The following is a 24,791-nucleotide window of genomic DNA, read 5'->3' as shown; positions in this document are numbered from 1 at the left end:
GGCACTCTTTTAAGGAGTGTCTTTTTACTCTTTTTTTAAAGAAAGTGGTTAAAAATTAGTATTTTGAGCTTTGTATTACCACAAAGTATTAATTTTTAACCATTTTATCAATTGTGAGGGGTGAAGCGAGTGGAAAGACTTATAAAAAGGTTTGATTTTGGAAAAATTAAAGAAAGAGGAGTAATGCCACATTTTTTAGAATTTCAATTGAATTCTTATGATGAATTTTTACAATCTAAAAAAGCGGCAACAAATAGGGAAGTTAAAGGATTAGAAAGATCTTTTAAAGAAACTTTTCCTATAGAATCTTCTAATGGCGATATTCGACTAGAATATTTATGGTATGATATATTTGAAAATGAGTTTCCTTTAAATGATGAATTAGAATGTAAAAAGAGAGGGAAAACTTACTCAGGTTCATTAAAAGTGAACTTAAGATTAATCAATAAAAAAACAGATGAAATTCAAGAATCTTTAGTATATTTTGGAGAAATTCCTCTAATGACTGATAAAGCTACTTTTATCATAAATGGAGCAGAAAGAGTTGTAGTTTCTCAATTGCATAGATCACCTGGAATATCATTTAATAAAAGTGCACATCCTCAAACAGGAAAAGAAGTTTTTGTGGGGAAAATTATTCCTTATAAAGGAACATGGCTGGAATTTGAAACAGATAAAAATGACTTTTTTAATGTAAAAATAGATAGAAAGAAAAAAGTTTTATTAACAACATTTTTGAAAGCAATAGGATTTTTTGAAAGCAATGAAGAAATTATGGATACATTTCTTGAGAGCAAAACTTTAAATATTAACGAATTTTTAAAAGAGTTTTCAACACCAGAAGAATCTTTAGAAGCGTTAAGAACAGAAATAGAGGGAAGCTTTATAAAAGAAGATGTTATAGATGAGGAAACAGGAGAAATACTTTTAGAATCAAAAGATATAATTGATGAAGAAAAAATTTCTCAAATGATAGAATTGGAAGTTGGAGAAATAATATACTGGGAAGTTAAACCAGAAAAAAAACCACTTGCAAATTCTTTAGCAGAAGATCAAACTGTAAATATAGATGAAGCTGCAGTTACAGTTTTTAAAAAATTGAGACCTGGAGATTTAGTTACGTTAGATAGTTCTAAAAATTTAATTAAACAAATGTTTTTTAATGGACAAAGATATGATTTGGCAGAAGTTGGTAGATTTAAAATAAACAAAAGATTAAAGGTAAATTTGCCAGAAGATTATACTCAATTAACAAAAGAGGATTTTATTGCTGTAATAAATTATATATTAAATTTATATAACGGAATTGGGCATACAGATGATATAGATAATTTATCTAACAGAAGAGTAAGAGGCGTTGGAGAATTATTAGCAATGCAAATTAAAAGTGGACTTGTTAAAATGGAAAAAATGGTAAAAGAAAAAATGACCATTCAAGATATTGGGGCATTAACACCACAATCATTACTTAATACAAGACCATTAAATGCAATGATTTTAGATTTCTTTGGGAGTGGACAACTATCTCAATTTATGGATCAAAGTAATCCATTAGCAGAATTAACTAATAAAAGAAGAATTAGTGCGTTAGGACCTGGAGGACTTTCAAGAGAAAGAGCTGGATTTGAAGTAAGAGATGTACATGATTCTCATTATGGAAGAATTTGTCCAATAGAAACACCAGAAGGACCAAATATTGGATTGATAGCTTCTTTATCTACATATGCAAAAGTTAATAAATATGGATTTTTGGAGACTCCATTTATAAAAGTAGAAAATGGAAAAGCTTTATTAGATAAAATAGAGTATTTAGCTGCAGATGAAGAAGAGGGAATGTTCATCGCACAGGCAGATACAAAATTTGATGAAAATGGAGAAATTTTATCTGATGAAGTTGTATGTAGAATAGAAGAAGAAATTGTTTATATAGAGAAAGAAAAAGTTAATTATTTAGATGTATCACCTAAACAGTTGGTATCAGTATCAGCAGCACTTATACCATTCTTGGAACATGATGATGCAAATAGAGCGTTGATGGGATCAAATATGCAAAGACAAGCAGTTCCATTACTTAGAACAGAAGCTCCATTTATAGGAACTGGTATTGAAAGAAAAGTTGCTGTGGATTCTGGAGCTGTAACTATTACAAAATCAGCAGGAACAGTAAGATATGTAGATGCAAGAAGAATTGAAATAGAAACTGATGACAATAGAATAGAAAAATATAGACTTTTAAACTTTGAAAGATCAAATCAAGATATGTGTTTACATCAAAAACCATTAGTAGATTTAGGACAAAAAGTTGAAAAAGGAGCTGTAATAGCAGATGGGCCAGCTACTGCTGGTGGAGATTTAGCATTAGGAAGAAATGCTTTAATAGCATTTATGCCTTGGGAAGGGTATAATTACGAAGATGCGATACTTATAAGCGAACGTTTAGTAAAAGAAGATGTATATACTTCAATTCATATAGATGAATATGAAATTCAAGCAAGAAGTACAAAGCTTGGAGATGAAGAAATAACTAGAGAAGTTCCTAATGTAGGAGAAGAAACATTAAAAGATTTAGATGAAAGAGGAATTATAAGAGTAGGTGCAAAAGTAACAGCAGGAGATATATTAGTAGGGAAAACAACTCCAAAAGGAGAAACAGAACCAGCTGCAGAAGAAAAATTATTGAGAGCTATTTTTGGAGAAAAAGCAAGAGATGTTAGAGATACATCTTTAAAATTACCACATGGAGCAAAGGGTACAATAGTAGAAGTATTAGAATTATCAAGAGATAAAGGTGATGAATTACCAGCAGGAGTAAATAAAGTAATTAGAATATATATAGCTGAAAAAAGAAAAATAACAGTTGGAGATAAGGTTTCTGGAAGACATGGAAATAAAGGGGTTATATCAAGGATATTACCAGTAGAAGATATGCCGTTTTTAGAAGATGGAACACCTGTAGATGTAGTTTTAAATCCACTAGGGGTACCAAGTCGTATGAATATAGGACAAGTACTAGAAACACATTTAGGATTAGCAGCAGGAAGATTAGGGAAATATATAGCAACTCCAGTATTTGATGGAGCAACTGAAGAAGAGATAAAAGAATGGTTGACTGAAGCAGGAATAGACAGAAGTGGAAAAGTAGATCTTATTGATGGAAGAACTGGAGAAAAATTTGATAATCCAGTAACAGTAGGTTATATGTATGTATTAAAACTTCATCATTTGGTAGAAGATAAAATGCATGCGAGAGCTATTGGACCGTATTCATTAGTAACCCAACAACCATTAGGAGGAAAAGCACAATTTGGTGGACAAAGATTAGGAGAAATGGAAGTTTGGGCATTAGAAGCATATGGAGCTTCTAACATACTTCAAGAAATGTTAACAGTAAAATCAGATGATGTAAATGGAAGGACAAAAACATATGAAGCAATCATAAAAGGTGAACCAATGCCTGATCCAGATATTCCAGAATCATTTAAAGTGTTAATAAAAGAGTTCCAAAGTTTAGGGTTGGATGTACAGTTATATGATACTGAAGGAGAAGTTATTCCTTTAGATGAAGATACAATAAAAGATGAAAGTATTATGGAATTTTCTTTGGCAGATTTGAAAAACGAAGAAGAATAATTTAATTAGGAATGGCTTAAAAATAACATTTAGATTTTGTTTTAAAATATGTGATATTTCAACCATTTTTATAACAAAATATAAGAAAAATATTTTTTAAACGTTCTTTAGGGATGGCTTAAAAATAATATCTAAATTTGAGTATATTATTTTTAGCTATTCTTTGATAGCCTAAAATTAGTAAAAGGAGGCCTTTTGTTATATGAGAATAAAAGATTTTGATAAAATAAGGATTGGACTTGCATCACCGGAAAAAATAAGAGAGTGGTCACATGGAGAGGTAACGAAACCAGAAACTATAAATTATAGAACGTTAAATCCTGAAATGGATGGATTGTTTTGCGAAAAAATATTTGGCCCAGTAAAAGATTGGGAATGTGCTTGTGGAAAATATAAAAGAATGAGATATAAAGGTCTAGTCTGCGAAAAATGTGGAGTGGAAGTAACAAAATCAAAAGTAAGAAGAGAAAGAATGGGACATATTGGATTAGCAACTCCAGTTGCTCATATATGGTATTCTAAAGGTACGCCTAATAAAATGGGACTTGTTTTAGGAATAACGCCTAAAGAATTAGAGCATGTACTTTATTTTTCAAGATATATAGTAATCGAAGGCGGAGATACTAATTTAGCTTCTGGGAAGATTTTAACTGAAAGAGAATATAAATTATATAAAAGTCAATATGGAAATAAATTTAAAGCTGCTATGGGAGCAGAAGCTATATTAAATTTATTAAAAAATATAAATTTAGAAAAATTAGAAGTTGAATTAACAGAAGAATTAGAAAAAACTAATAGTGTTCAAAAACGAAAAAAACTTGTAAAAAGATTAAAAATAGTAAGAGATTTTAACAATTCAGGTAATAGACCAGAATGGATGGTATTAAATGCGGTACCTGTTATACCAGCAGATCTTAGACCAATGGTTCAATTGGATGGAGGAAGATTTGCTACTTCTGATTTAAATGATTTATATAGAAGAGTAATAAATAGAAATAATAGATTAAAAAAATTATTAGAAATTAGAGCTCCAGAAATTGTAGTTAAGAACGAAAAAAGAATGTTACAAGAAGCTGTAGATGCTTTAATTGATAATGGTCGAAAAGGAAAACCAGTAGTTACACAAAACAATAGAGAATTGAAATCTCTTAGTGATACTTTAAAAGGTAAACAAGGAAGATTTAGACAAAACTTATTGGGAAAACGGGTAGATTATTCAGGACGTTCAGTTATAGTTGTAGGTCCAAATTTAAAAATGCATCAATGTGGTATTCCTAAAAAAATGGCTTTAGAATTGTATAAACCATTTATTATGAGAGAATTAGTAAAAAGAAAAATTGCTACAAATATAAAAACAGCAAAAAGAATGGTTGAAAATGAAGATGATAGAGTATGGGGAATAGTTGAAGAGGTAATAAAAAATCATCCAGTGTTATTAAATAGAGCCCCAACATTACATAGATTAAGTATTCAAGCTTTTGAACCTGTGTTAATAGAAGGAAAAGCAATAAGATTACATCCGTTAGTATGTAGTGCTTTTAATGCCGATTTTGATGGAGATCAAATGGCAGTTCATTTGGTTCTTTCGCCAGAAGCAATTATGGAAGCAAATCTTCTTATGCTTGCATCAAATAACTTAATATCTCCAGCAAGTGGAGAGCCTATAGCAGTACCTTCTCAAGATATGGTAATGGGATGTTACTATATGACTAAAGATAGAAAAGGAGCAAAAGGAGAAGGGAAAAAGTTTGCAAATAAAAAAGAAGCTATATTAGCTTATGAAACTAAAAATATAGAAGTACATGCAATAATAGATGTTAGAATAGATAATAAAATGGTAACAACAACTGTTGGTAGAGTTTTATTTAATGAAGTATTGCCAGCGGAGATAAGAAATTATCATAAAACATATGGTAAAAAAGGGTTAAAAGAGTTATTGAATGAAATGTATAATGAATATGGTTTTTCTAAAACAGCTGATTATATAGATAGAGTGAAAAATTTTGGATATCATTATGCAGCTATAGGTGGGATAACTGTTGGAATAGAAGATTTGGAAATACCAGAAGAAAAGAAAGCGATATTAGATAAAGCAGAAATAGATGTGCATGAGATAGAGCAAGAATATAGAAGAGGAACAATTATTAATGAAGAAAGATATAGAATAACAGTTGATATTTGGGATAAAGCAGTAAATGATATTACAGATAAAATGATGGAACATCTAGATGATTTTAATCCAGTATATATGATGGCAATGTCTGGAGCTAGAGGTAATGTAAGACAAATGAGACAACTTGGTGGTATGAGAGGATTAATGGCCAATACACAAGGGAAAATTATAGAAATTCCAATAAAAGCAAACTTTAGAGAAGGGTTAAATATATTAGAATTTTTCATGTCTTCACATGGAGCTAGAAAAGGGCTTGCAGATACAGCATTAAGAACAGCAGATTCAGGATATTTGACAAGAAGATTAGTTGATGTATCACATGAAGTTATTGTTAATACAGAAGATTGTGGAACTGACGGTGGAATTATAGTTAGTGATTTAGTAGTAGGTGGAGAAGTAATAGAAAAATTAGAAGAAAGAATTAAAGGAAGATATTTAGCATCTGATTTAATGTATAATGGAGAAATATTTTTGAAAAAAAATGATTTAATTACTCCAAAATTAGCTAAGAAAATAACAGAATTAGAAATAAGAAAAGTAGAAATAAGATCTCCTCTAACATGTAGTTTGGAAAAAGGTGTATGTGAAAAATGTTATGGATTAGATCTTTCTAATCATAAAAAGATAATGTTAGGAGAAGCTGTAGGAGTAATAGCAGCTCAATCAATTGGAGAACCTGGGACACAGCTTACAATGAGAACTTTCCATACAGGAGGAGTAGCTGAAAAAGGAAATGTCCAAACAGATATAAAATCTGATGAAAAAGGGGCAGTTAAATATCAAGATGTAAGATTTATAATAAAAGAGGGAGAAACTGATAAAGTAATAGTATCTCAAAATGCAAAATTAATAATTAACAATGTTGAATATGATGTTCCTTCTGGAAGTGTACTTAAAGTTGAAGATGGAGAAGATGTAAAAAGAGATCAAGTATTAGTAGAATTTGATCCATATCATGTACCTATAATATCAGAAGCAGATGGTATAGTAAAATATAAAGAGATATATATTAAAGAAAATAAAGATAAAAAATATAATGTAACAGAGAGATTAGCGGTAAAACCAATGGAAAAAGGAGATATAAATCCTAGAATAGTAATATATAGTGAAGAAGAGAAAAAAATATTAGCTGAATATACTATTCCATATGGAGCATATCTAATGGTAAAAGAAAATGAAAAAGTAAGAAAAGGTGAAATATTATCCAAAATAATAAAAGTTGGAGAAGGAACTAAGGATATTACAGGAGGTCTTCCAAGGGTAACAGAACTATTTGAAGCAAGAAATCCAAAAGGAAGAGCAATAGTTTCTGAAATATCAGGTGTAGTAGAGTTTGTTGAAAAAATGAAAAAAGGGATGAGAGTTGTAATTGTAAGAGCTATTGAAGATGAAAGTAAATTTAAAGAATATTTGATACCATTTGGAGAACATTTATTAGTTACTGATAAAATGAAAATTGTAGCTGGGGATAGAATAACAGAAGGGGTAATTTCTCCTCATGATATTTTAGCGATAAAAGGAGTCGTAGCGGCAGAACAATATTTACTTGAATCAGTACAACAAGTATATAGGGAACAAGGGGTTTCTATTAGTGATAAACATATAGAAATAATAGTAAAACAAATGTTTAAAAAAGTTAAAATAAAAAAATCAGGTGATTCTTTGTATTTAGAAGATGAAGTGATAGAAAAAAGAAAAATAGATATAGAAAATGAGAGATTAGAAGCAGAAGGAAAAAGAAAAATAGAATATATTCCGGTAATACAAGGAATTACAAAAGCAGCAGTTAATACAGAGAGCTTTATATCGGCAGCTTCATTCCAAGAAACAACAAAAGTATTAGCAAATGCAGCAATAAAAGGAAAAGTAGATAAATTAGAAGGATTAAAAGAAAATGTAATAATTGGAAAAAGAATTCCTGCAGGAACTGGATTTTTCAAATATGCAAAGAAAGAACCATTAAAAATGGTTGAAGAAACAGTTGAAGAAATAGAAGAATAAAGTTTATTATATATTAAGGAAAATAAATTGAATATATTTATCTTTAAAGAACATTTAAAAACTAAGTTTCTTATATTTGGTTATAAAAATGAGTAAATAGTTGCCTGTTTTAAACAAAATAGAGATGTTATTTTTAAGATGTTCCTAAAAACTATGCTAAAAATATATCATGTTTTTAGCATAGTTTAAGATGAATTTAAGAAATTAATTTTGGGAATATCCTTTTTAATATTGTTGTGAAAAATTAACTAATCAAATTAAAAAGGTAAGTGAGGTGTAAAAATGGATTTTAAAATTTTAAAGGAATTAGATGAAATCATAATAGTAGGATTATCAGGGGAAATATCAATAGACGTAAGAGAAAGGCTTCAAGAGAATTTTGCAGAAGTTATCAACAAAATAAAGGATAAAAAAATAAAAAAGTTGCAAATTGATTTACAAAATATAACTTATATAGATAGTATTGGAATAAGTTATTTTGTGAAATTAAAATCAGATTTAAAGAAAATGGAAGTAGAATTTGATTTTTTAAATACGCCAAAAATAGTTATGAAAATATTTTCATTATTATCTTTGGATACATATTTTAATTTTTATGAAAGTTAGGAATGGTTTAAAAATAACCTTTCTATTTGTTTATAAAATATGCAATGTTTCAAGCATTTTTACAAACAAATATGAGAACATTATTTTTTAAACATTCTTTGGAGGTTTTTTATATGAAAAGTATGACAGGATATTCAAAAGTCAGTTTTGAAAATGAAGATTTCAAAATTAAGATAGAACTGAAAAGCGTAAATAATAAATATTTAAATTTAAAATATAAATCAAATTATATATTGAATTTTTTAGAAAATAAAATTAGGACAAAAGTTTCAGAATTTATAAAAAGAGGTTATGTAGAATTAAGAATAGATTTTGAGGATAAGAGAGAATCAGAAGAACTTTTTGAGTATAAAGAAAATATAGCTAAAAGTTATATGAAACTTTTGGAAAAGATAGAATTAGAATTTTCAGAAAAGTTCATAAATAAAGCAGAGCTATTAATAAAATATCCTAATATAATAAAGAAAAAAGAATTAAATATAGATGAAAAAGAATATGAAAATTTTATAATTCCAAGATTAGAAGAAGCATTGTTAAAATTAAATGAGATGAGAGAATTTGAAGGAGAAAAATTAAAAGAATATTTAATTGAGAGAATAGAAATATTAAGTAAAAGCGTAATAAAAATAGATGATTATAAAGAATTAGTGGTAAAGGAACATAAAAAAAGACTTTTAGATAGATTAGAGAAAATAAATTCAGATATAAAATATAATGAAGAAGATATATTAAAAGAGATTTTATTATTTGCAGATAGAAGTGATATATCAGAAGAGGTTTCTAGATTAAATAGTCATTTAGAACAGTTAAATGTTGAAATAGAAAAGAATAGTAATGGAAAAAAATTAGATTTTTTAATTCAGGAGATATTCAGAGAATTGAACACAGCAGGGGTAAAATCAAATTATTATGATATATCAAAATTAGTGGTGGAAAGTAAAGCTGAACTTGAAAAAATAAGAGAACAAGTTCAGAATATTGAGTAGGAGGAAGTTAATGAGGCCTATTGGAATAGGATTTGGAAATATAGTAGTAGATGAAAGAATAATAGCGGTAATTAGTCCAGAATCAGCACCAAGTAAAAGATTGAAAGAAGAAGCAAAAAATCAGCATAGATTGGTTGATGCTACTTTTGGAAGAAAAACAAGAGCTTTAATTATAGTTGATAGTGGACATATAATCTTGTCTGCAATTAATCCAGAAACAATATCTTCTAGAATAGAAAAAAAGGATGACAAAAAATGATGGGAAAATTATTTGTAGTATCTGGCCCAAGTGGAGCTGGAAAATCTACATTAACTAAAGATGTAGTTAAAAAATTAGATAATTTAGAGTTATCAATATCTGCGACAACTAGAAAACCTAGAAAAGGAGAAAAAGATAATATAGATTATCATTTTTTAGATGAAAAAACTTTTAAACAAAAAATAGAAGAAGATGGTTTTTTAGAATATGCTTTAGTTCATGGGAATTTTTATGGGACATTAAAAGATGAAGTTTTAAAAAAAATTAAAGCTGGAAAAAATTTATTACTTGAAATAGATGTGCAAGGTGGAATTCAAATAAAAGAAAAATTTGATGATGCAGTATTAATATTTATAAAAGCACCTTCTGAAACAGAGTTAAAAGAAAGATTAAAGAAGAGGGATACTGATACAGAAGAGGTAATAAATTTAAGATTAAAAAATAGTTTAGAAGAACTTAAATATGAGAAGGATTATAAATATGTAATTGTAAATGATAATTTTGAAAAAGCATTAAAAAAATTAGGAGATCTAATATTAGGAAATTAAGGAATAGAAAAAATAGACATTAGGAATGTTTAAGGCAGTTATCATATTTACTAAAGGAATCATAGTTTATTTTTTTATCTAATAGGAAGGGGTTGAAAAAAATGAGAGAACTAAGTATCGATACTTTATTGGAAGAAATACCTAATAAATATATATTATCAATTGTGTCTGGGAAAAGATTTAGAGAAATATTAGCTGGAGAAAAATTATTAGTAAATGAAAAAAATAACAGCACAATTAAAAATGTTTTATTAGAAATATTAGAAGGAAAAATAGGAGTACAAGATGCAGAATAGGAAAATACTTCTTGGGATTACAGGAGGGATTGCAGCATATAAATCAGCTATAATAGCTTCTAAACTAAAAAAATTAGGTTATGATATTTATGTTGTTATGACAGAAAATGCTACTAAAATCATATCACCTATTGTTTTTGAAACATTAACTGGAAATAAAGTTTATGTTGAAATGTTTAAGCAAATAGATTATACAGAAGTAGAGCATATTGAATTAGCTAAAAAAGTAGATTTGATAGTTGTAGCTCCTGCTACTTATAATATAATTGGGAAAATTGCAAATGGAATAGCAGATGATATGTTGACAACTGTAATATCAGCTTTTAAAAAAGATAAATTTTTTGCGCTAGCAATGAATACAAATATGTATGAAAATCCAATTTTACAAGAAAATATAGTTAAATTGAAAAATAATGGATATAAATTTATTGATGCAACTAGTGGAGAACTAGCTTGTAAAACAATAGGAAAAGGAAGAATGGCTGAACCAGAGGATATTGTTATTAAAATAGAAAATTATTTTAATAAGAAGGATATTCTTAAAGGGAAAAAAGTTTTAATTACAGCAGGGAGAACGGAAGAAGCAATTGATCCAATAAGATATATGTCAAATAGATCAACTGGAAAAATGGGGTATAGTTTAGCAAAAGCAGCTAAATTATATGGAGCAGATGTAACATTAATATCTGGTCCTACTAATTTAAAAAAGATAGATGGTATAAAAACTATTAATATAAAAACTGCAAATGAGATGTATGAAGAAACTTTAAAAAAGTATGATAATATGGATTTAGTTATAATGAGTGCAGCAGTTGCAGATTATAAAGTGAAAGAATATTCAAATGAAAAAATAAAAAAGCAAGATGATGATTTGACTTTAAAATTAACAAGAAATCCTGATATTTTATTTGAATTAGGAAAAATGAAAAAAAATCAATATTTAGTAGGATTTGCAGCAGAAAGTTCTAATTTAATAAAAAATAGTTTAGGAAAGCTTAAAAGAAAAAATTTGGATATGATAATTGCAAATAATGTATCTGGATTTTCTAGTGATGAAAATAAAGCATATATAATTTTAGATGAAAATAAAATTATAGAGTTGGAAACAATGCAAAAAAATGAACTTGCATTTAAAATTTTGGATAAAATTATAGAATATAAGATTAATCTATAAGGAGAGTAATATGTATAGAACAATGTATAAAGCTAAAATTCATAGAGCAACAGTTACAGATGCAAATTTAAATTATGTTGGAAGTATTACAATAGATGAAGACTTAATAGATGCAGCAGATATTTATGCAAATGAAAAAGTACAAATAGTAAATAATAATAATGGCGCTAGATTTGAAACATATGTAATTGCAGGAGAAAGAGGAAGTGGCATAATATGTCTGAATGGTGCAGCAGCTAGGCTAGCACATCCTGGAGATGTTGTAATAATAATTTCATATGGGATTTTTAGTTCTGAAGATGCAAAAAAATTAAAACCCAAAGCAGTTATAGTAGATGAAAAAAATAAAATTAAAGAGGTAATAAAATAAAGATATTAAAAATATAAAATAAAATATAGATAAAGAAGGAAAAAAATGAAAAATATATTAATAAGTTTAATTATTCTATTTAATTTGTTTGGATGTAATTCAATAAAAAAAATAGAAAAAGAAAAATTTTTATTTGGAACATTTATAAAAATAACAGTTTTTTCTGAAAATAAAACATTAGCAGAAAATTCAGTAAAAAAAGCTTTTGATGAGATTACAAGAGTTCAAGATGAATATAATCCTTATAAAAAGGGAAGTAAATTTTATAATTTAAATCACAATAGTGGAAAATATATAAAAGTTTCTAATGAAGAGATAATGATGTTAAAAGATGCTATAAAAATGTCAGAATTAACAAATGGGAAATATGATATTACAATTGCACCAATTATGAAATTATGGAATTTTAAAGAAGAGAAAGCAAAGGCACTTCCAAATCAAAAGAAATTAAAAGAAAAATTAAATTTAGTAGATTATAAAAAAATAAAAATAGATAATAATTTTGTAAAAATAGGAAAAAATCAAGAAATAGATACAGGTTCTTTTTTGAAAGGATACGCTATCTATAGAGCAAGAGAAATATTAAAGAAAAATGGAATAAAATCAGCATTTATAAGTGCAATAAGTAGTATAGAAGTAATAGGAGAAAAACCAAATAATAAAAAATGGAAAATAGGAATTCAAAATCCCGAAAATAAAGAAAAAATATTAAAAATTTTAGAAGTAAGTAATGTATCTATAGGGGTTTCAGGAGATTATCAAACATATAAAATAATAAATGGTAAAAAATATCATCATTTAATAGATGCAACTACAGGTTATCCTGCAAGAGAAAATAAAATGGTAGTTATTTTAGCTAAAAATAGTTATATTGCAGATTTATACTCTACGGCATTATTTCCATTGAAAAAAGAAAAAATATTAAAAATAGTAAATTTTAATAAAGATTTAGAAGCGATGATAGTAGATAAAAATATGAATATAAGTTATTCTAGTAATTTTGAGAATTATATTTCTAAGGAGAAAAAATGAAAAAAATTTATTTGATTGATTTTGATGGGACTATAACAAAGCAGGATACTTTGGATTATATTGCTAATAAATTTCATCCAAAGGAATATAAAGAATGGGCAGAAAAAATTATGAATGGAGATTTTACAGTTAAAGATTGGCTAAAATCTTTTGAAGCAACTTTTAAAACAGAAGAAAAATTATATTTAGAATTATTAAAAGAAATTGAAATAGATGAAACATTTAAAGAATTTATAAAAGGTAAGGAAGTTAAAATTGTAAGTGGTGGATTTATATATAATATAGAGAATATTCTTGGAAATTATGGAATAGATAATATAGAAATATATGGAAATGATTTGACTTTTATAGAAAATAATAGAATTAAGATTAATAGTAGATATTATAATGAAAAATGTGGTAAGTGCGGAGTTTGTAAAACTAATATATTAAATGAATATAAAAAAGAATACGATTATATAGTTTATGTAGGAGATGGAATAACCGATATATGTACTGCAAGATATGCAGATAAAGTTTATGCTAAAAGAGCAAGTTACCTTGAACTAAAATTAAAAGAAGAAAATATTGAGTTTATCTCTTTTGATAAATTTGAGGAGGTAGAATAATAATGGAAGGGATAGCAAAAGTTTTAATTGTGATAGGAACAATTATATTTATGTTAGGGGCAATTTTATTTTTGTTTGATAAAGTTCCATTTATAGGAAAACTACCTGGGGATTTAATGATAAAAACAAAAGCAATAAAAATATATATACCATTAACAACAACTGTAATTTTAACTGTATTAGTTACTATAATTATAAATATAATAAAAAAATAAAAAATATAATTCAAAAAAATCAGTAAATATGTTAAACTTATAAAGAAAATAAAAGAGGATTCTCAGAAAAAATTAAATGCACCTCCACAAAACCTTTTCCTTAATAAGGGGATGAGTTAAAACAAAATTCTTTTTTTAACAGAGAGGGATTTAGAGGGGGAATTGGACGAAGTTATAGTGCAAAGATAGTAAGCATTATAGTTCTTTCAAGAGCTCTATATTTTTTGTGAGGACTCTAAAATCTAAAGGAGGAAACAGAGTGGAAGGTTTAGTTTATTTTGGTGTTTTAGCAGGAGTATTTGCAGTAATTACAGCGGCATTTTATTCAGCAAAAGTAGGAAGATTTGAAATCAATATTCCTAAAGTAGAAGAGATTACAGAAGCTATAAGAGAAGGGGCAATGGCTTTTCTTTTGGCAGAATACAAAATGTTAGTTTGGTTTGTATTAGGAGTAGCAATTCTTTTGGGAATATTTATGCCAGACAAAATGGTAGCATTAACATTTGTATTGGGAGCAATAACTTCTGCAGTAGCAGGAAATATAGGAATGAGAATAGCTACAAGAGCAAATGGAAGAACAGCAGTAGCAGCAAAAGATGGCGGACTTGCTAAAGCATTAGATGTAGCATTTGCAGGTGGAGCAGTAATGGGAATGGCAGTAGTAGGACTTGGAATGTTAGGAGTTTCAATATTAACTTTGGTATTTAAATGGGATATGGCAATAATAACTGGTTTTGGAATGGGAGCTTCTTCAATAGCTTTATTTGCAAGAGTTGGAGGAGGAATTTATACAAAAGCAGCTGATGTTGGGGCAGATTTAGTTGGAAAAGTTGAAGCAGGAATACCAGAAGATGATCCAAGAAATCCAGCTACAATAGCAGATAATGTTGGAGATAACGTTGGAGACGTTGCAGGAATGGGAGCAGATCTATTTGAATCATATGTAAACTCATTAATTGCAACTATGGCTTTAGGTGCTACAATGAGTAAAGCTCATATGATAGCTCCAATATTAATAGCAGCAGTTGGAATAATATCTAGTATAATAGCAGCATTTACAGTAAAAACAACAGATCCAAAACAAGTACATTCTAAACTTGAAAATGGTACAAGAATTGCGGGAATTTTATCTATAATTGGAGCATTTGGTGTAATATATTATTTAGGTATGGATATGGGAATATTTTATGCAATAGTAGCAGGACTTGTGGCTGGATTAGGAATAGCATCTGTAACAGGATACTATACAGAAAAAGATAAAAAACCAGTTAACTCAATAGCTGATGCAGCACAAACTGGAGGAGCAACTACAATAATTCAAGGACTAGCAGTAGGTATGGAATCTACAGTAGCTCCAATATTAATAATAGCAGTAGCAATAATAGTAGCTTTCCAATTTGCAGGATTATATGGAATAGCAGTAGCAGCAGTAGGTATGCTTGCAACTACAGGAATGGTAGTAGCAGTTGATGCTTATGGACCAGTAGCAGATAATGCTGGTGGAATAGCAGAAATGTCAGCATTACCACCTGAAGTAAGAGAAATTACAGATGAATTAGATGCAGTTGGAAATTCAACAGCAGCAGTAGGAAAAGGATTTGCAATTGGATCAGCAGCACTTACAGCGTTATCTTTATTTGTAGCATACAAATCTTCAATAGAACATTTAACAGGAAAAAAACTAGCAATAGACGTAACTGATCCTAAAGTAATAGCAGGATTATTTATAGGTGGAATGTTAACATTCTTATTCTCAGCACTTACAATGACTGCAGTAGGAAAAGCAGCAATGGAAATGGTTGAAGAAGTAAGAAGACAATTTAGAGAAATACCTGGAATAATGGAAGGGACTGGAAAACCTGATCATAGAAAATGTGTAGAAATATCTACTAGTTCAGCATTGAGAGAAATGGTAGTTCCTGGAGTTTTAGCAGTAATTGTTCCTTTACTAATGGGACTATGGGATGTAAGAGCATTAGGAGGATTACTTGCAGGATCTTTAGTAACAGGAGTATTAATGGCTATTATGATGGCTAATGCAGGTGGAGCATGGGATAATGCAAAGAAACAAATAGAAGGTGGATATAAAGGTGATGGGAAAGGCTCTGATAGACATAAAGCAGCAGTTATTGGAGATACAGTAGGAGATCCATTTAAAGATACTTCTGGACCATCATTAAATATATTAATTAAATTAATGTCAATAGTATCATTAGTATTAGTTCCATTATTTGTAAGATAAATTAAATAAAAAAATATAGAAAAAGGCGAATAATTTTGTTCGCCTTTTTTTATGTTTTTGATTTAATAGGAAAGTGTAAATTTATTCAGAAAATAAGCTACGCCGTTTTTTTGAAATATGCAATTTTTCAAAGCAAAATTTTTCAGAACCCAAAAATTTAGAAAAATATTTATGTTTTACGAGATGAAGTAATCTGTACCCTTTGTCAAGTACATTTAAAAAAAAAGTAGTTAAGCTGATTTATTTTCTAAAAGATGATTTCTATATTTTATAGGAGTCATCTTTTTTAATCCCCACTGACATCTATAATTATTATAATAATCCATATAATCATCAATCTCATTAATTAATTCTTCAAATGTATTACATTCTTTAATATTTGCTTCATCTTTAAAGTGGCCAAAAAATGATTCTTGAGGAGCATTGTCCCAGCAATTACCTCTTCTTGACATTGACTGATCTAAGCCACTATTTTTAACTAATTTTTGAAATGTTGGGCTTGTATAATGGACTCCTTGATCAGAATGTATTAATGCATCCTTATGAATTTTAAAGCTTTTGTTTTCCATAAGAGTTCTTATTGTTTCTGTTGCAATTTCTAACTTAATATTTTTAGATAATACATATGCAGGTATTTCTCCTGTTGAACTATCCTTAATAGTTGATAAATACGCACGTTGACCATTACCATATGATAGGTATGTTATATCTGTTAATAATATTTTCCCTGGTATTTCTTGTTTAAATTCCCTATTCAATTTATTTGGAATAGTTGTATGCTCTTTTGTAGCCTTTGCTATTCTCTTATAAGGATTTGCCTTTCTAATCGTACATACAATACTATATTTTTTCATAATTCTTCTGATTTTTTTCAGATTAAAAATTGTAGCAAATTCATTTTCTAAAGTCATTTTTATCTGTCTAGCTCCCTTTTGCCTACCTTTGAATTCATATGCTTTTATGATTAAATCTCTTGCTTTTTCATCTTCTAATTCTTGATTGCTTTTATTTGTTTTGGAAGTTTCAGACAAATAGTTATAATAACTTGTTCTAGAAATTTCTGCAACTTCACATAAATATTTTATAATATTTTTTACACCACTTGTTTCTATTACATCTTTGATTATAACAAACTTTTCTGATGGCGATAATTCAATTAATTTACCGTTCACCTCTCTTTCTCGCACGTCTAGCTTTTTTAGCAAATCAATCTCCGCTTGAAGATAATCATTTTTTACTTGAAGCCTTTCATATTTCTCTTCTAAAGATAGCTCTCTTTCTAAAGGTCGTCCAGAGTTCTCTTTTCTTCTATCATCTAACCCTAATACTCCTTGCTCTTTATAGGCACGTCTCCATCTTGCTGCTGCTGATCGAATCCTTTTCATCCCTAATACTTGTACGTCAAATCCATATTTTTCAAATATTGCTCTAGGTAAAATTTTATCTTGACTTTCTGCAATAAAAATTCTTCTGAATTCTGATGTATATGTGATTGCCTTAGAACTTATAGTTTTGACATATTTATTTTTTGATAAAATTTCAATCTCTTTTTTTGTGAATATTTTGTTGCTCATGAAATCCTCCAATCTATTAAATTAACATTATAGATATTATATAAAAATACCATATCTGATGCAACTTTTTTTTAAATGTCCATCTTATAGGGTACAGTATAAAGTGTAGCTTATTTTTTTATAAAAATAAAAAATTACGTCCGCAAACAGGACACAGAGAAGAAAAAGAGCATAAAAAGATTAAAAATTAACCAAAGTTGTTGACAAAACATAAAAAAGGTGGTATAAATATATTAGGGAGAATGAAAAAATGAAAGGGGAAATTAAAAATGAGGAAAATTTATGTAGGTATTTTATTGGTTTTAATGACTTTTATAGCAAGTGGATCTGAATGGACTCAAGCATATTTTAGAGGTACAGCAAATGGTTGGGGAACAACAGCTATGAGCAAAATTTCAACAAACACATGGCAAACAGAGGTGACATTTAATGGGGAAAGTTCACCAGCAAGATTTAAAATTGACCATTATGGAGACTGGAGTGAAAATTATCCAGCACAAGATTATCAAGTAACTGATTATAAGACATATAAAATTACATTTTATGATGACACTCATAATATTTCAGTTACAGAAGTTACAGAACCTGCACCAGCGCCAACACCAACTGCAATAAATGGAACAATGATGCAATATTTTCATTGGTATTATCCTGCAGATGGAAGTTTATGGAATAAAGTTTCAACAGAGGCTTCTAATCTATCTAAGATGGGAATTACAGCTCTTTGGCTTCCACCAGCATATAAAGGAGCAGGTGGAGCATCAGATGTAGGGTATGGGGTTTATGATATGTATGACTTGGGAGAATTTAATCAAAAAGGAACTATTAGAACAAAATATGGGACTAAAGATCAGTATATAAATGCTATTAGTAATGCTCATAGTGCAGGATTGCAAGTTTATGGAGATATAGTTTTTAATCATCGTGGAGGAGCAGATGCTACAGAAACAGTAGAAGCAACAAAAGTGGATTGGAATAATAGAAATTTAGAATTAGGAACTAGAATGATAAGTGCATGGACAAAATTTGATTTTCCTGGAAGAAACAATAAATATTCTTCATTTAAATGGAGATGGTACCACTTTGATGGAGTGGATTGGGATGATAGTGCAAAAGAAAAAGCTATTTTTAGATTTGACGGAACAGGAAAAGGCTGGGATTGGGAAGTAGATGGAGAAAATGGAAATTATGATTATTTAATGTATGCTGATCTGGATATGGATCATCCAGAAGTGGTTCAAGAACTTAAAAATTGGGGAAAATGGTATGTAGACACAACGGGAGTTGATGGATTTAGACTTGATGCAGTAAAACATATAAAATTTAGCTTTTTTAAAGATTGGGTAAATTATGAAAGAAGTGCAACAGGAAAAGAATTATTCACAGTTGGAGAATATTGGAACTATGATGTAGGTAAATTAGAAAATTATATTACAAAAACATCAGGGGTTATATCATTATTTGATGCACCGTTACATATGAATTTTTATAGTGCTTCAAAATCAAATGGAAATTATGATATGAGAAACATTTTAAATGGAACTCTAATGAAAGATAATCCAAGCAAAGCAGTGACAATAGTTGATAATCACGATACACAACCGTTACAAGCTTTAGAGTCGCCTGTGGAATGGTGGTTTAAACCATTAGCTTATTCAATAATATTATTAAGACAAGAAGGATATCCATGCGTATTTTATCCAGATGTATATGGAGCAAGTTATACTGATAAAGGGCATAATATAAATATGGCACCTGTTTCAAATTTGAGTAAAATTATAAAAGCAAGAAAATTATATGCTTATGGAGTGCAAAAAGATTATTTGGATAATTGGGATGTAATAGGTTGGACAAGATTAGGAGATGCAACACATTCTAAAGCTATGGCAGTTATATTAACTGATGGCGGTTCTGGAAGTAAATGGATGGACGTAGGAAGACCAAATGCAGTATTTTATGATTACTTAGGAAATAGGACAGATAAAGTTTATACAAATTCAGATGGATGGGGAGAATTTAAAGTAAATGGAGGTTCTGCATCAGTTTGGGTACAAGAATAATATAAAAAAGCTACTAATTGAAAAGTTAGTAGCTTTTTTTATTTAGGAATGGCTTAAAAATAACATCCCCATTTTGTTTTAAAATACGCAATAATTTAAGCGTTTTTATAACAAAATAGAAGAAACTTATTTTTTAAACGTTCCTTAGTAGGAAATTATAAATTTATTTAGAAAATAAGATACATCATTTTTTTATTTGAAATTGGAATTAATATAGAGTATAATTAAATATTGAATATTATAAAAAAATGGGGGCGTATAAATGTTAATAATTATGATTATAGAATTAATAATAATAATATTACTTATAAAAATATATCTTAAATTAAAAAATAGAGTTATAAAATTATCTTCAAAATTTTTAGAAAAAGATACAAAAACTCTAAAAATTTCAGAATTAGAAAATAGATTAGAAAAAAAATATGAATATATAGAAAATGAGTTAGTAAGAAAAGAAGTGTTATTTAAAATAAGTTATATTGTTAATGGAAGTGAAGAGTATAAAGATATATTTGATGAAGTAATTTCTATTATTTCTGAACTGTTTAAATCTAAAAAAGGAAGTATATTATTGTTAGGCGATGATGGAAAATTATTTATAGCTGGCTCTTTGGGGATAGATGAAAATATAAAAAATAAAATAAGAATAATTCCTGGAGAAGGAATTGCAGGAAAAGTATATGAAAAAGGAGAAATAATCTATGCAAAAGATATAGAATTGGATTTGAATATGAAAAACAAAATGAGCTATAATAGTAATTCATTTGCATCGATACCCATAAAACATGGAAATGATATTATTGGTGTTATAAATTTAAGCGAGAGAGAGAATAATAAGATTTTTGAAATAGATGAAGTTAATTTTTTGAAAGTAGTAGGAATGCAATTGGGATTAGTCATTCATAATAGAATGTTGGTTATAAATAAATTTAGAAAAACTAGGTTAGAATTAGTTGGGAATATGGCTGCAAAAATAGTACATGAGATAAAAAATCCTTTAAATTCAATTAGCGGAATGTTGCAGCTTTTGCAATTTAGATTAGAAAAATTAGAAATAATTAATGATGAAAAGTTACGAAAATATTCTGAAGTATTAAAAGAGGAAACGAATAGATTGAAAAAATTATCAAATGAAATATTGGAATATACAAAGGGTATTAAAATAGAAAAGAATGAGGTTAATTTATTTGAATTTATGAAAGATATTGTTTATTTATATGATGAAAGAATAGTGGAATTAAGTTATGAATTAGCGGAAAATAAGATAGTATCTTTAGATAATGAAAAGATAAAGGAAGTTTTGATTAATTTGATAAATAATAGTATGGAAGCATTAAAGAAAAGAGATGATAAAAAGATTAAGGTGAGAGTTGTGAAAATTGATAGTTATATTGAAATAAAAATAGAAGATAATGGAAGTGGGATTCCAAAAGAGATAATAAAAGAGATATTTGAGCCTTTTTATACTACAAAATCTACAGGAACTGGATTAGGATTAGCTATTTGTAAGCAGATAATAGAAAGTCATAATGGGTATATAGAAGTCGAATCAGAAGTTAATAGAGGAACTGAATTTAGATTGTATTTGCCAATATAAAAGCAAAAATATTTAGATTGAAAAAAGAAAAATGGTGTGATATAATAGTAGTACAAATTCTTGAAAGGGGATAATAAAGATGATAGATAGTGGTAAGATTTGGATGAATGGAAAATTTGTAGAACATGATGAGGCAAAAGTACATGTACTTTCACACGTTTTGCATTATGGATCAGGTTTTTTTGAAGGAATAAGGTGTTATAAAACTCCTAAAGGAAGTGCAATATTTAGGTTGAAAGAACATACAGATAGGCTATTTGATAGTGCTAAAATATATAGAACAGAGGTTCCATTTACTAAAGAAGAAGTTAATAAAGCAATGATGGATACATTAAATATTAATAATTTAGAAGAAGCATATATAAGACCACTTGTATATAGAGGATATAATCAATTAGGAGTAAATCCTAAAACTTGCCCTGTTGATGTAATGATTGCTGCTTGGACATGGGGGAAATATCTTGGAGAAGAGGCAATGAAAAAAGGGGTAAAAGTTAAAATATCTTCTTGGAGAAGGCTTGCACCAGATACAATGCCAACTATGGCAAAAGCAAGTGGAAATTATTTAAGTTCTCAATTGATAAAAATGGAAGCTTTAGAAGATGGATATGATGAAGGGATTGCTTTAGATTATAATGGATATGTAAGTGAAGGAAGCGGAGAAAATCTGTTTGTAATAAAAAATGGGATTATTTATACTCCAGCTATGAATGGATCAGCTTTACCTGGAATTACTAGAGATTCTATTATTAAAATAGCAAATGATTTAGGGTATGAAATAAGAGAACAAGGGATACCAAGGGAAATGCTATATATAGCAGATGAACTATTCTTTACTGGGACAGCAGCAGAAGTTACACCAGTAAGTAGTGTAGATAAAATAGTGATTGGAACAGGGGAAAGAGGAGCTATAACAGAAAAAATTCAAAAAAGATTTTTTGATATAGTAGAAGGAAGAGAAGAAGATAAATATGGATGGTTGACATTTATAAATAATGTTTAAAAAATAAGGAGTGATACAATATGGCAGTTAGTTTAAAGGGAAGACATTTTTTGAAATTAGAAGATTTTACAAAGGAAGAATTAATTCAAATTTTAGATACAGCAGATTTTATTAAAATGAGACATAAAATAGGCATAAGAGAAGAGATGTTAAAAGGAAAAACTTTAGCAATGATATTTGAGAAATCATCTACTAGAACAAGAGTATCATTTGAGGTTGGAATGGCTCAATTAGGTGGAGAAGCTCTTCATTTGAGTTCTAGAGATATTCAAATAGGGAGAGGCGAAACAATTGCAGATACATCAAGAGTTTTATCAAGATATGTAGATGGAATAATGATAAGAACTTATGGACAAGAGATTGTAGAAGAGATGGCTAAATATTCAGATGTACCAGTGATAAATGCACTTACAGATGAATTTCATCCTTGCCAAATTATGGCAGATTTTCAAACTATGAGAGAAAAATTTCATAAATTAGAAGGATTAAAAATAGCATATATAGGAGATGCTGCTAATGTTGCAAACTCTTTATTAATTGGAAGTAGTATTATGGGAATTGATATATCTTTGGCATGTCCAAAAGGATATCAACCAACAGATGAAATTTTAGCAACAGCAAATAAATTTGCTAAAAAATCAGGAGCTAAAATAGTTATCACTGACAATATAGAGGAAGCTGTGAAAGGTTCTGATGCTTTATATACTGATATATGGGTTAGCATGGGAAAAGAAGAAGAGATGAAAAAAAGATTTGAAGATTTGAAAGATTATCAAATAAATTCAAAAGTATTAGGAATGGCAAAAGAAAATGCTATAGTTATGCATTGTTTACCAGCTCATAGAGGGGAAGAGATTACTGATGAGGTATTAGAAGGAGCACAATCAGTTGTTTTTGATGAAGCAGAAAACAGACTTCATGCACAAAAAGCAATAATGGCTTTGATAATGGGATAAATTAAGAAAAAGAAGGGCTTTTAGGAATGGCTTAAAAATAACATTCCCATTTTGTTATAAAATACGCAATGTTTTAAGCGTTTTTATAACAAAATATGAGAACATTATTTTTTAAACGTTCTTGAGTTGTGTTAGAGCTTAAATTTATCAAAAATAAATTTGGAGGGTAAAAAATGGATAAAAAAATAAAAAAAGTTGTACTTGCATATTCTGGAGGATTAGATACCTCAGTAATGATACCGTGGTTAAAAGAAAATTATGGTTGTGAAGTTATAGCTTTTGCTGCTGACTTAGGGCAGGGCGAAGAGCTAGACCATTTAAATGAAAAAGCAATAGAAACAGGAGCAATTAAAATTTATATAGAGGATTTGAGAGAAGAATTCTTAAAAGAATATGTATGGCCAACACTTAAAGCAGGTGCAGTTTATGAAGGGAAATATTTGTTGGGAACTTCATTTGCAAGACCATTAATAGCTAAAAAACAAGTTGAAATAGCATTAAAAGAGGGAGCAGATGCAGTAGCACATGGAGCTACTGGAAAAGGAAATGATCAAGTTAGATTTGAGCTTGGATATATGGCATTAAATCCAGAATTAAAAATAATAGCTCCTTGGAAAGATGATAAATGGACATTAACATCAAGAGAAGCAGCTATTGATTATGCAAAAGAGAGAAAGATACCATTGGAGCAAACAAAAGAGAAAATTTATTCAAGAGATAGAAATTTATGGCATATATCTCATGAAGGTGGAGATTTAGAAAATCCTTATAATGAACCAAAAGATAATATATTTATGTTATCAAAAACAATAGAAGAAGCACCAGATAAGCCTACATATATAGAAATAGGATTTGAAAAAGGAGAGCCTGTATCTATTGATGGAGAAAAATTAGGTGCAGTAGAATTAATGGATAAATTAAATAAAATAGGTGGAGAAAATGCAATTGGTCAAATAGATATGGTGGAAAACAGATTAGTAGGAATGAAATCTCGTGGAGTATATGAAACTCCAGGTGGAACAATTCTTTATTATGCACATAATGAATTGGAAAGACTTTGTTTGGATAAAGAAACTTTACATTATAAAGAATTAATATCTAAAAAATATGCAGAAATAGTTTATAATGGGACTTGGTTTACTCCATTAAGAGAATCGTTAGATGCTTTTGTAAATGTTACTCAAGAAACAGTAACTGGAACAGTAAAATTGAAACTATATAAAGGAAATATAGTATTGGCAGGTACAAAATCAGATTATTCTTTATATTCTGAGGAGATTGCATCATTTGCAGATACAGAATTATATGATCAAAAAGATGCTAATGGATTTATAAGATTATTTGGATTGCCGTTAAAAGTAAGAGCAATGTTAAAAAATAAGAAAAAATAGATAGAAAAGATTGTATTTAGGGAAAAGCACGTGGCTTTTCCCTAAATGTGCTTTAGGAATGGCTTAAAAA

19 protein-coding genes are annotated in these 24,791 nt (G+C 28.5%); 18 read left to right on the top strand and 1 reads right to left on the bottom strand.

All coding sequences use genetic code 11. From position 1 onward, the window contains the following. The first annotated feature begins 129 nt into the window (after window positions 1–129). The 13 genes from rpoB to RDY08_RS09370 all read left to right on the top strand — a co-directional run bounded on the left by rpoB (window position 130) and on the right by RDY08_RS09370 (window position 16,140). A complete protein-coding gene (gene rpoB / locus RDY08_RS09430) occupies window positions 130–3,630 on the top strand; it encodes a DNA-directed RNA polymerase subunit beta (protein ID WP_307904156.1) in 3,501 nt (1,166 codons plus the stop codon). 202 nt (window positions 3,631–3,832) lie between these two features. Further along, entirely contained in the window at window positions 3,833–7,804 is a 3,972-nt protein-coding gene (gene rpoC / locus RDY08_RS09425) for a DNA-directed RNA polymerase subunit beta' (protein WP_307904155.1), read from the top strand. Window positions 7,805–8,086: 282 nt separating this feature from the next. After that, window positions 8,087–8,410 (top strand): STAS domain-containing protein, encoded by a 324-nt coding sequence (locus RDY08_RS09420; RefSeq protein ID WP_307904154.1) that lies wholly within the window; start codon window positions 8,087–8,089, stop codon window positions 8,408–8,410. A 113-nt stretch (window positions 8,411–8,523) separates the two neighbouring features. Then, a complete protein-coding gene (locus RDY08_RS09415; protein ID WP_307904153.1) occupies window positions 8,524–9,396 on the top strand; it encodes a YicC/YloC family endoribonuclease in 873 nt (290 codons plus the stop codon). A gap of 10 nt (window positions 9,397–9,406) precedes the next feature. Then, window positions 9,407–9,655: a DUF370 domain-containing protein gene (locus RDY08_RS09410; protein ID WP_307904151.1), complete on the top strand. Its 249-nt coding sequence runs from the start codon at window positions 9,407–9,409 to the stop codon at window positions 9,653–9,655. Continuing rightward, window positions 9,652–10,203, top strand: coding sequence for a guanylate kinase (gmk, locus tag RDY08_RS09405; protein ID WP_307904150.1), 552 nt, complete (start codon window positions 9,652–9,654; stop codon window positions 10,201–10,203). Before RDY08_RS09410 ends, gmk begins: the two co-directional genes overlap by 4 nt. Before the next feature lie 101 nt (window positions 10,204–10,304). After that, complete coding sequence (rpoZ, locus tag RDY08_RS09400; protein ID WP_307904149.1) at window positions 10,305–10,499, top strand: DNA-directed RNA polymerase subunit omega; 195 nt, start codon at window positions 10,305–10,307, stop codon at window positions 10,497–10,499. After that, window positions 10,489–11,673, top strand: a complete 1,185-nt coding sequence (gene coaBC, locus RDY08_RS09395; protein WP_307904148.1) for a bifunctional phosphopantothenoylcysteine decarboxylase/phosphopantothenate--cysteine ligase CoaBC — start codon at window positions 10,489–10,491, stop codon at window positions 11,671–11,673. The genes rpoZ and coaBC overlap by 11 nt, the downstream gene beginning before the upstream one ends. A 10-nt stretch (window positions 11,674–11,683) precedes the next feature. After that, window positions 11,684–12,043, top strand: a complete 360-nt coding sequence (gene panD, locus RDY08_RS09390) for an aspartate 1-decarboxylase (RefSeq protein ID WP_307904146.1) — start codon at window positions 11,684–11,686, stop codon at window positions 12,041–12,043. Between the two features lie 45 nt (window positions 12,044–12,088). Beyond that, complete coding sequence (locus tag RDY08_RS09385) at window positions 12,089–13,075, top strand: FAD:protein FMN transferase (protein ID WP_307904144.1); 987 nt, start codon at window positions 12,089–12,091, stop codon at window positions 13,073–13,075. Next, window positions 13,072–13,683 carry an MtnX-like HAD-IB family phosphatase gene (locus RDY08_RS09380; protein ID WP_307904142.1) on the top strand — a complete coding sequence of 204 codons (612 nt, stop codon included), beginning with the start codon at window positions 13,072–13,074 and terminating at the stop codon, window positions 13,681–13,683. The genes RDY08_RS09385 and RDY08_RS09380 overlap by 4 nt, the downstream gene beginning before the upstream one ends. Before the next feature lie 2 nt (window positions 13,684–13,685). Next, entirely contained in the window at window positions 13,686–13,898 is a 213-nt protein-coding gene (locus tag RDY08_RS09375; protein ID WP_307904141.1) for a DUF2905 domain-containing protein, read from the top strand. 259 nt (window positions 13,899–14,157) lie between these two features. Next, window positions 14,158–16,140: a sodium-translocating pyrophosphatase gene (locus RDY08_RS09370; RefSeq protein ID WP_307904140.1), complete on the top strand. Its 1,983-nt coding sequence runs from the start codon at window positions 14,158–14,160 to the stop codon at window positions 16,138–16,140. A 230-nt stretch (window positions 16,141–16,370) separates the two neighbouring features. Here RDY08_RS09370 and RDY08_RS09365 read toward each other — a convergent pair whose 3' ends face one another. Continuing rightward, window positions 16,371–17,714, bottom strand: a complete 1,344-nt coding sequence (locus RDY08_RS09365; RefSeq protein ID WP_307903683.1) for an IS3 family transposase — start codon at window positions 17,712–17,714, stop codon at window positions 16,371–16,373. Between the two features lie 269 nt (window positions 17,715–17,983). Here RDY08_RS09365 and amyS point away from each other — a divergent pair, with 269 nt between their 5' ends. The 5 genes from amyS to RDY08_RS09340 all read left to right on the top strand — a co-directional run bounded on the left by amyS (window position 17,984) and on the right by RDY08_RS09340 (window position 24,721). Continuing rightward, window positions 17,984–19,774 (top strand): alpha-amylase, encoded by a 1,791-nt coding sequence (amyS, locus tag RDY08_RS09360; RefSeq protein ID WP_307904139.1) that lies wholly within the window; start codon window positions 17,984–17,986, stop codon window positions 19,772–19,774. 262 nt (window positions 19,775–20,036) lie between these two features. Then, complete coding sequence (locus RDY08_RS09355) at window positions 20,037–21,371, top strand: ATP-binding protein (protein ID WP_307904138.1); 1,335 nt, start codon at window positions 20,037–20,039, stop codon at window positions 21,369–21,371. A gap of 79 nt (window positions 21,372–21,450) precedes the next feature. After that, window positions 21,451–22,374, top strand: a complete 924-nt coding sequence (locus tag RDY08_RS09350; protein ID WP_307904137.1) for a branched-chain amino acid transaminase — start codon at window positions 21,451–21,453, stop codon at window positions 22,372–22,374. Between the two features lie 20 nt (window positions 22,375–22,394). Next, window positions 22,395–23,330 (top strand): ornithine carbamoyltransferase, encoded by a 936-nt coding sequence (gene argF, locus RDY08_RS09345; RefSeq protein ID WP_307904136.1) that lies wholly within the window; start codon window positions 22,395–22,397, stop codon window positions 23,328–23,330. Window positions 23,331–23,503: 173 nt separating this feature from the next. Beyond that, window positions 23,504–24,721: an argininosuccinate synthase gene (locus RDY08_RS09340; RefSeq protein WP_307904134.1), complete on the top strand. Its 1,218-nt coding sequence runs from the start codon at window positions 23,504–23,506 to the stop codon at window positions 24,719–24,721. Window positions 24,722–24,791: the final 70 nt, after the last annotated feature.

Origin of the sequence: Haliovirga abyssi, from assembly GCF_030295325.1 — a bacterium.
In the GTDB taxonomy this organism is placed as follows: domain Bacteria; phylum Fusobacteriota; class Fusobacteriia; order Fusobacteriales; family Haliovirgaceae; genus Haliovirga; species Haliovirga abyssi.
The sequence above is the reverse complement of the archived record's forward strand: the minus strand, read 5'-3'. Positions and strand labels throughout refer to the sequence as shown.

Coding starts and splice junctions, on each gene's coding strand:
- rpoC (WP_307904155.1), top strand. CDS start 3,833: ATGAGAATAAAAGATTTTGATAAAATAAGGATTGGACTTGCATCACCG.
- RDY08_RS09420 (WP_307904154.1), top strand. CDS start 8,087: ATGGATTTTAAAATTTTAAAGGAATTAGATGAAATCATAATAGTAGGA.
- RDY08_RS09415 (WP_307904153.1), top strand. CDS start 8,524: ATGAAAAGTATGACAGGATATTCAAAAGTCAGTTTTGAAAATGAAGAT.
- RDY08_RS09410 (WP_307904151.1), top strand. CDS start 9,407: ATGAGGCCTATTGGAATAGGATTTGGAAATATAGTAGTAGATGAAAGA.
- gmk (WP_307904150.1), top strand. CDS start 9,652: ATGATGGGAAAATTATTTGTAGTATCTGGCCCAAGTGGAGCTGGAAAA.
- rpoZ (WP_307904149.1), top strand. CDS start 10,305: ATGAGAGAACTAAGTATCGATACTTTATTGGAAGAAATACCTAATAAA.
- coaBC (WP_307904148.1), top strand. CDS start 10,489: ATGCAGAATAGGAAAATACTTCTTGGGATTACAGGAGGGATTGCAGCA.
- panD (WP_307904146.1), top strand. CDS start 11,684: ATGTATAGAACAATGTATAAAGCTAAAATTCATAGAGCAACAGTTACA.
- RDY08_RS09385 (WP_307904144.1), top strand. CDS start 12,089: ATGAAAAATATATTAATAAGTTTAATTATTCTATTTAATTTGTTTGGA.
- RDY08_RS09380 (WP_307904142.1), top strand. CDS start 13,072: ATGAAAAAAATTTATTTGATTGATTTTGATGGGACTATAACAAAGCAG.
- RDY08_RS09375 (WP_307904141.1), top strand. CDS start 13,686: ATGGAAGGGATAGCAAAAGTTTTAATTGTGATAGGAACAATTATATTT.
- RDY08_RS09365 (WP_307903683.1), bottom strand. CDS start 17,714: ATGAGCAACAAAATATTCACAAAAAAAGAGATTGAAATTTTATCAAAA.
- amyS (WP_307904139.1), top strand. CDS start 17,984: ATGAGGAAAATTTATGTAGGTATTTTATTGGTTTTAATGACTTTTATA.
- RDY08_RS09355 (WP_307904138.1), top strand. CDS start 20,037: ATGTTAATAATTATGATTATAGAATTAATAATAATAATATTACTTATA.
- RDY08_RS09350 (WP_307904137.1), top strand. CDS start 21,451: ATGATAGATAGTGGTAAGATTTGGATGAATGGAAAATTTGTAGAACAT.
- argF (WP_307904136.1), top strand. CDS start 22,395: ATGGCAGTTAGTTTAAAGGGAAGACATTTTTTGAAATTAGAAGATTTT.
- RDY08_RS09340 (WP_307904134.1), top strand. CDS start 23,504: ATGGATAAAAAAATAAAAAAAGTTGTACTTGCATATTCTGGAGGATTA.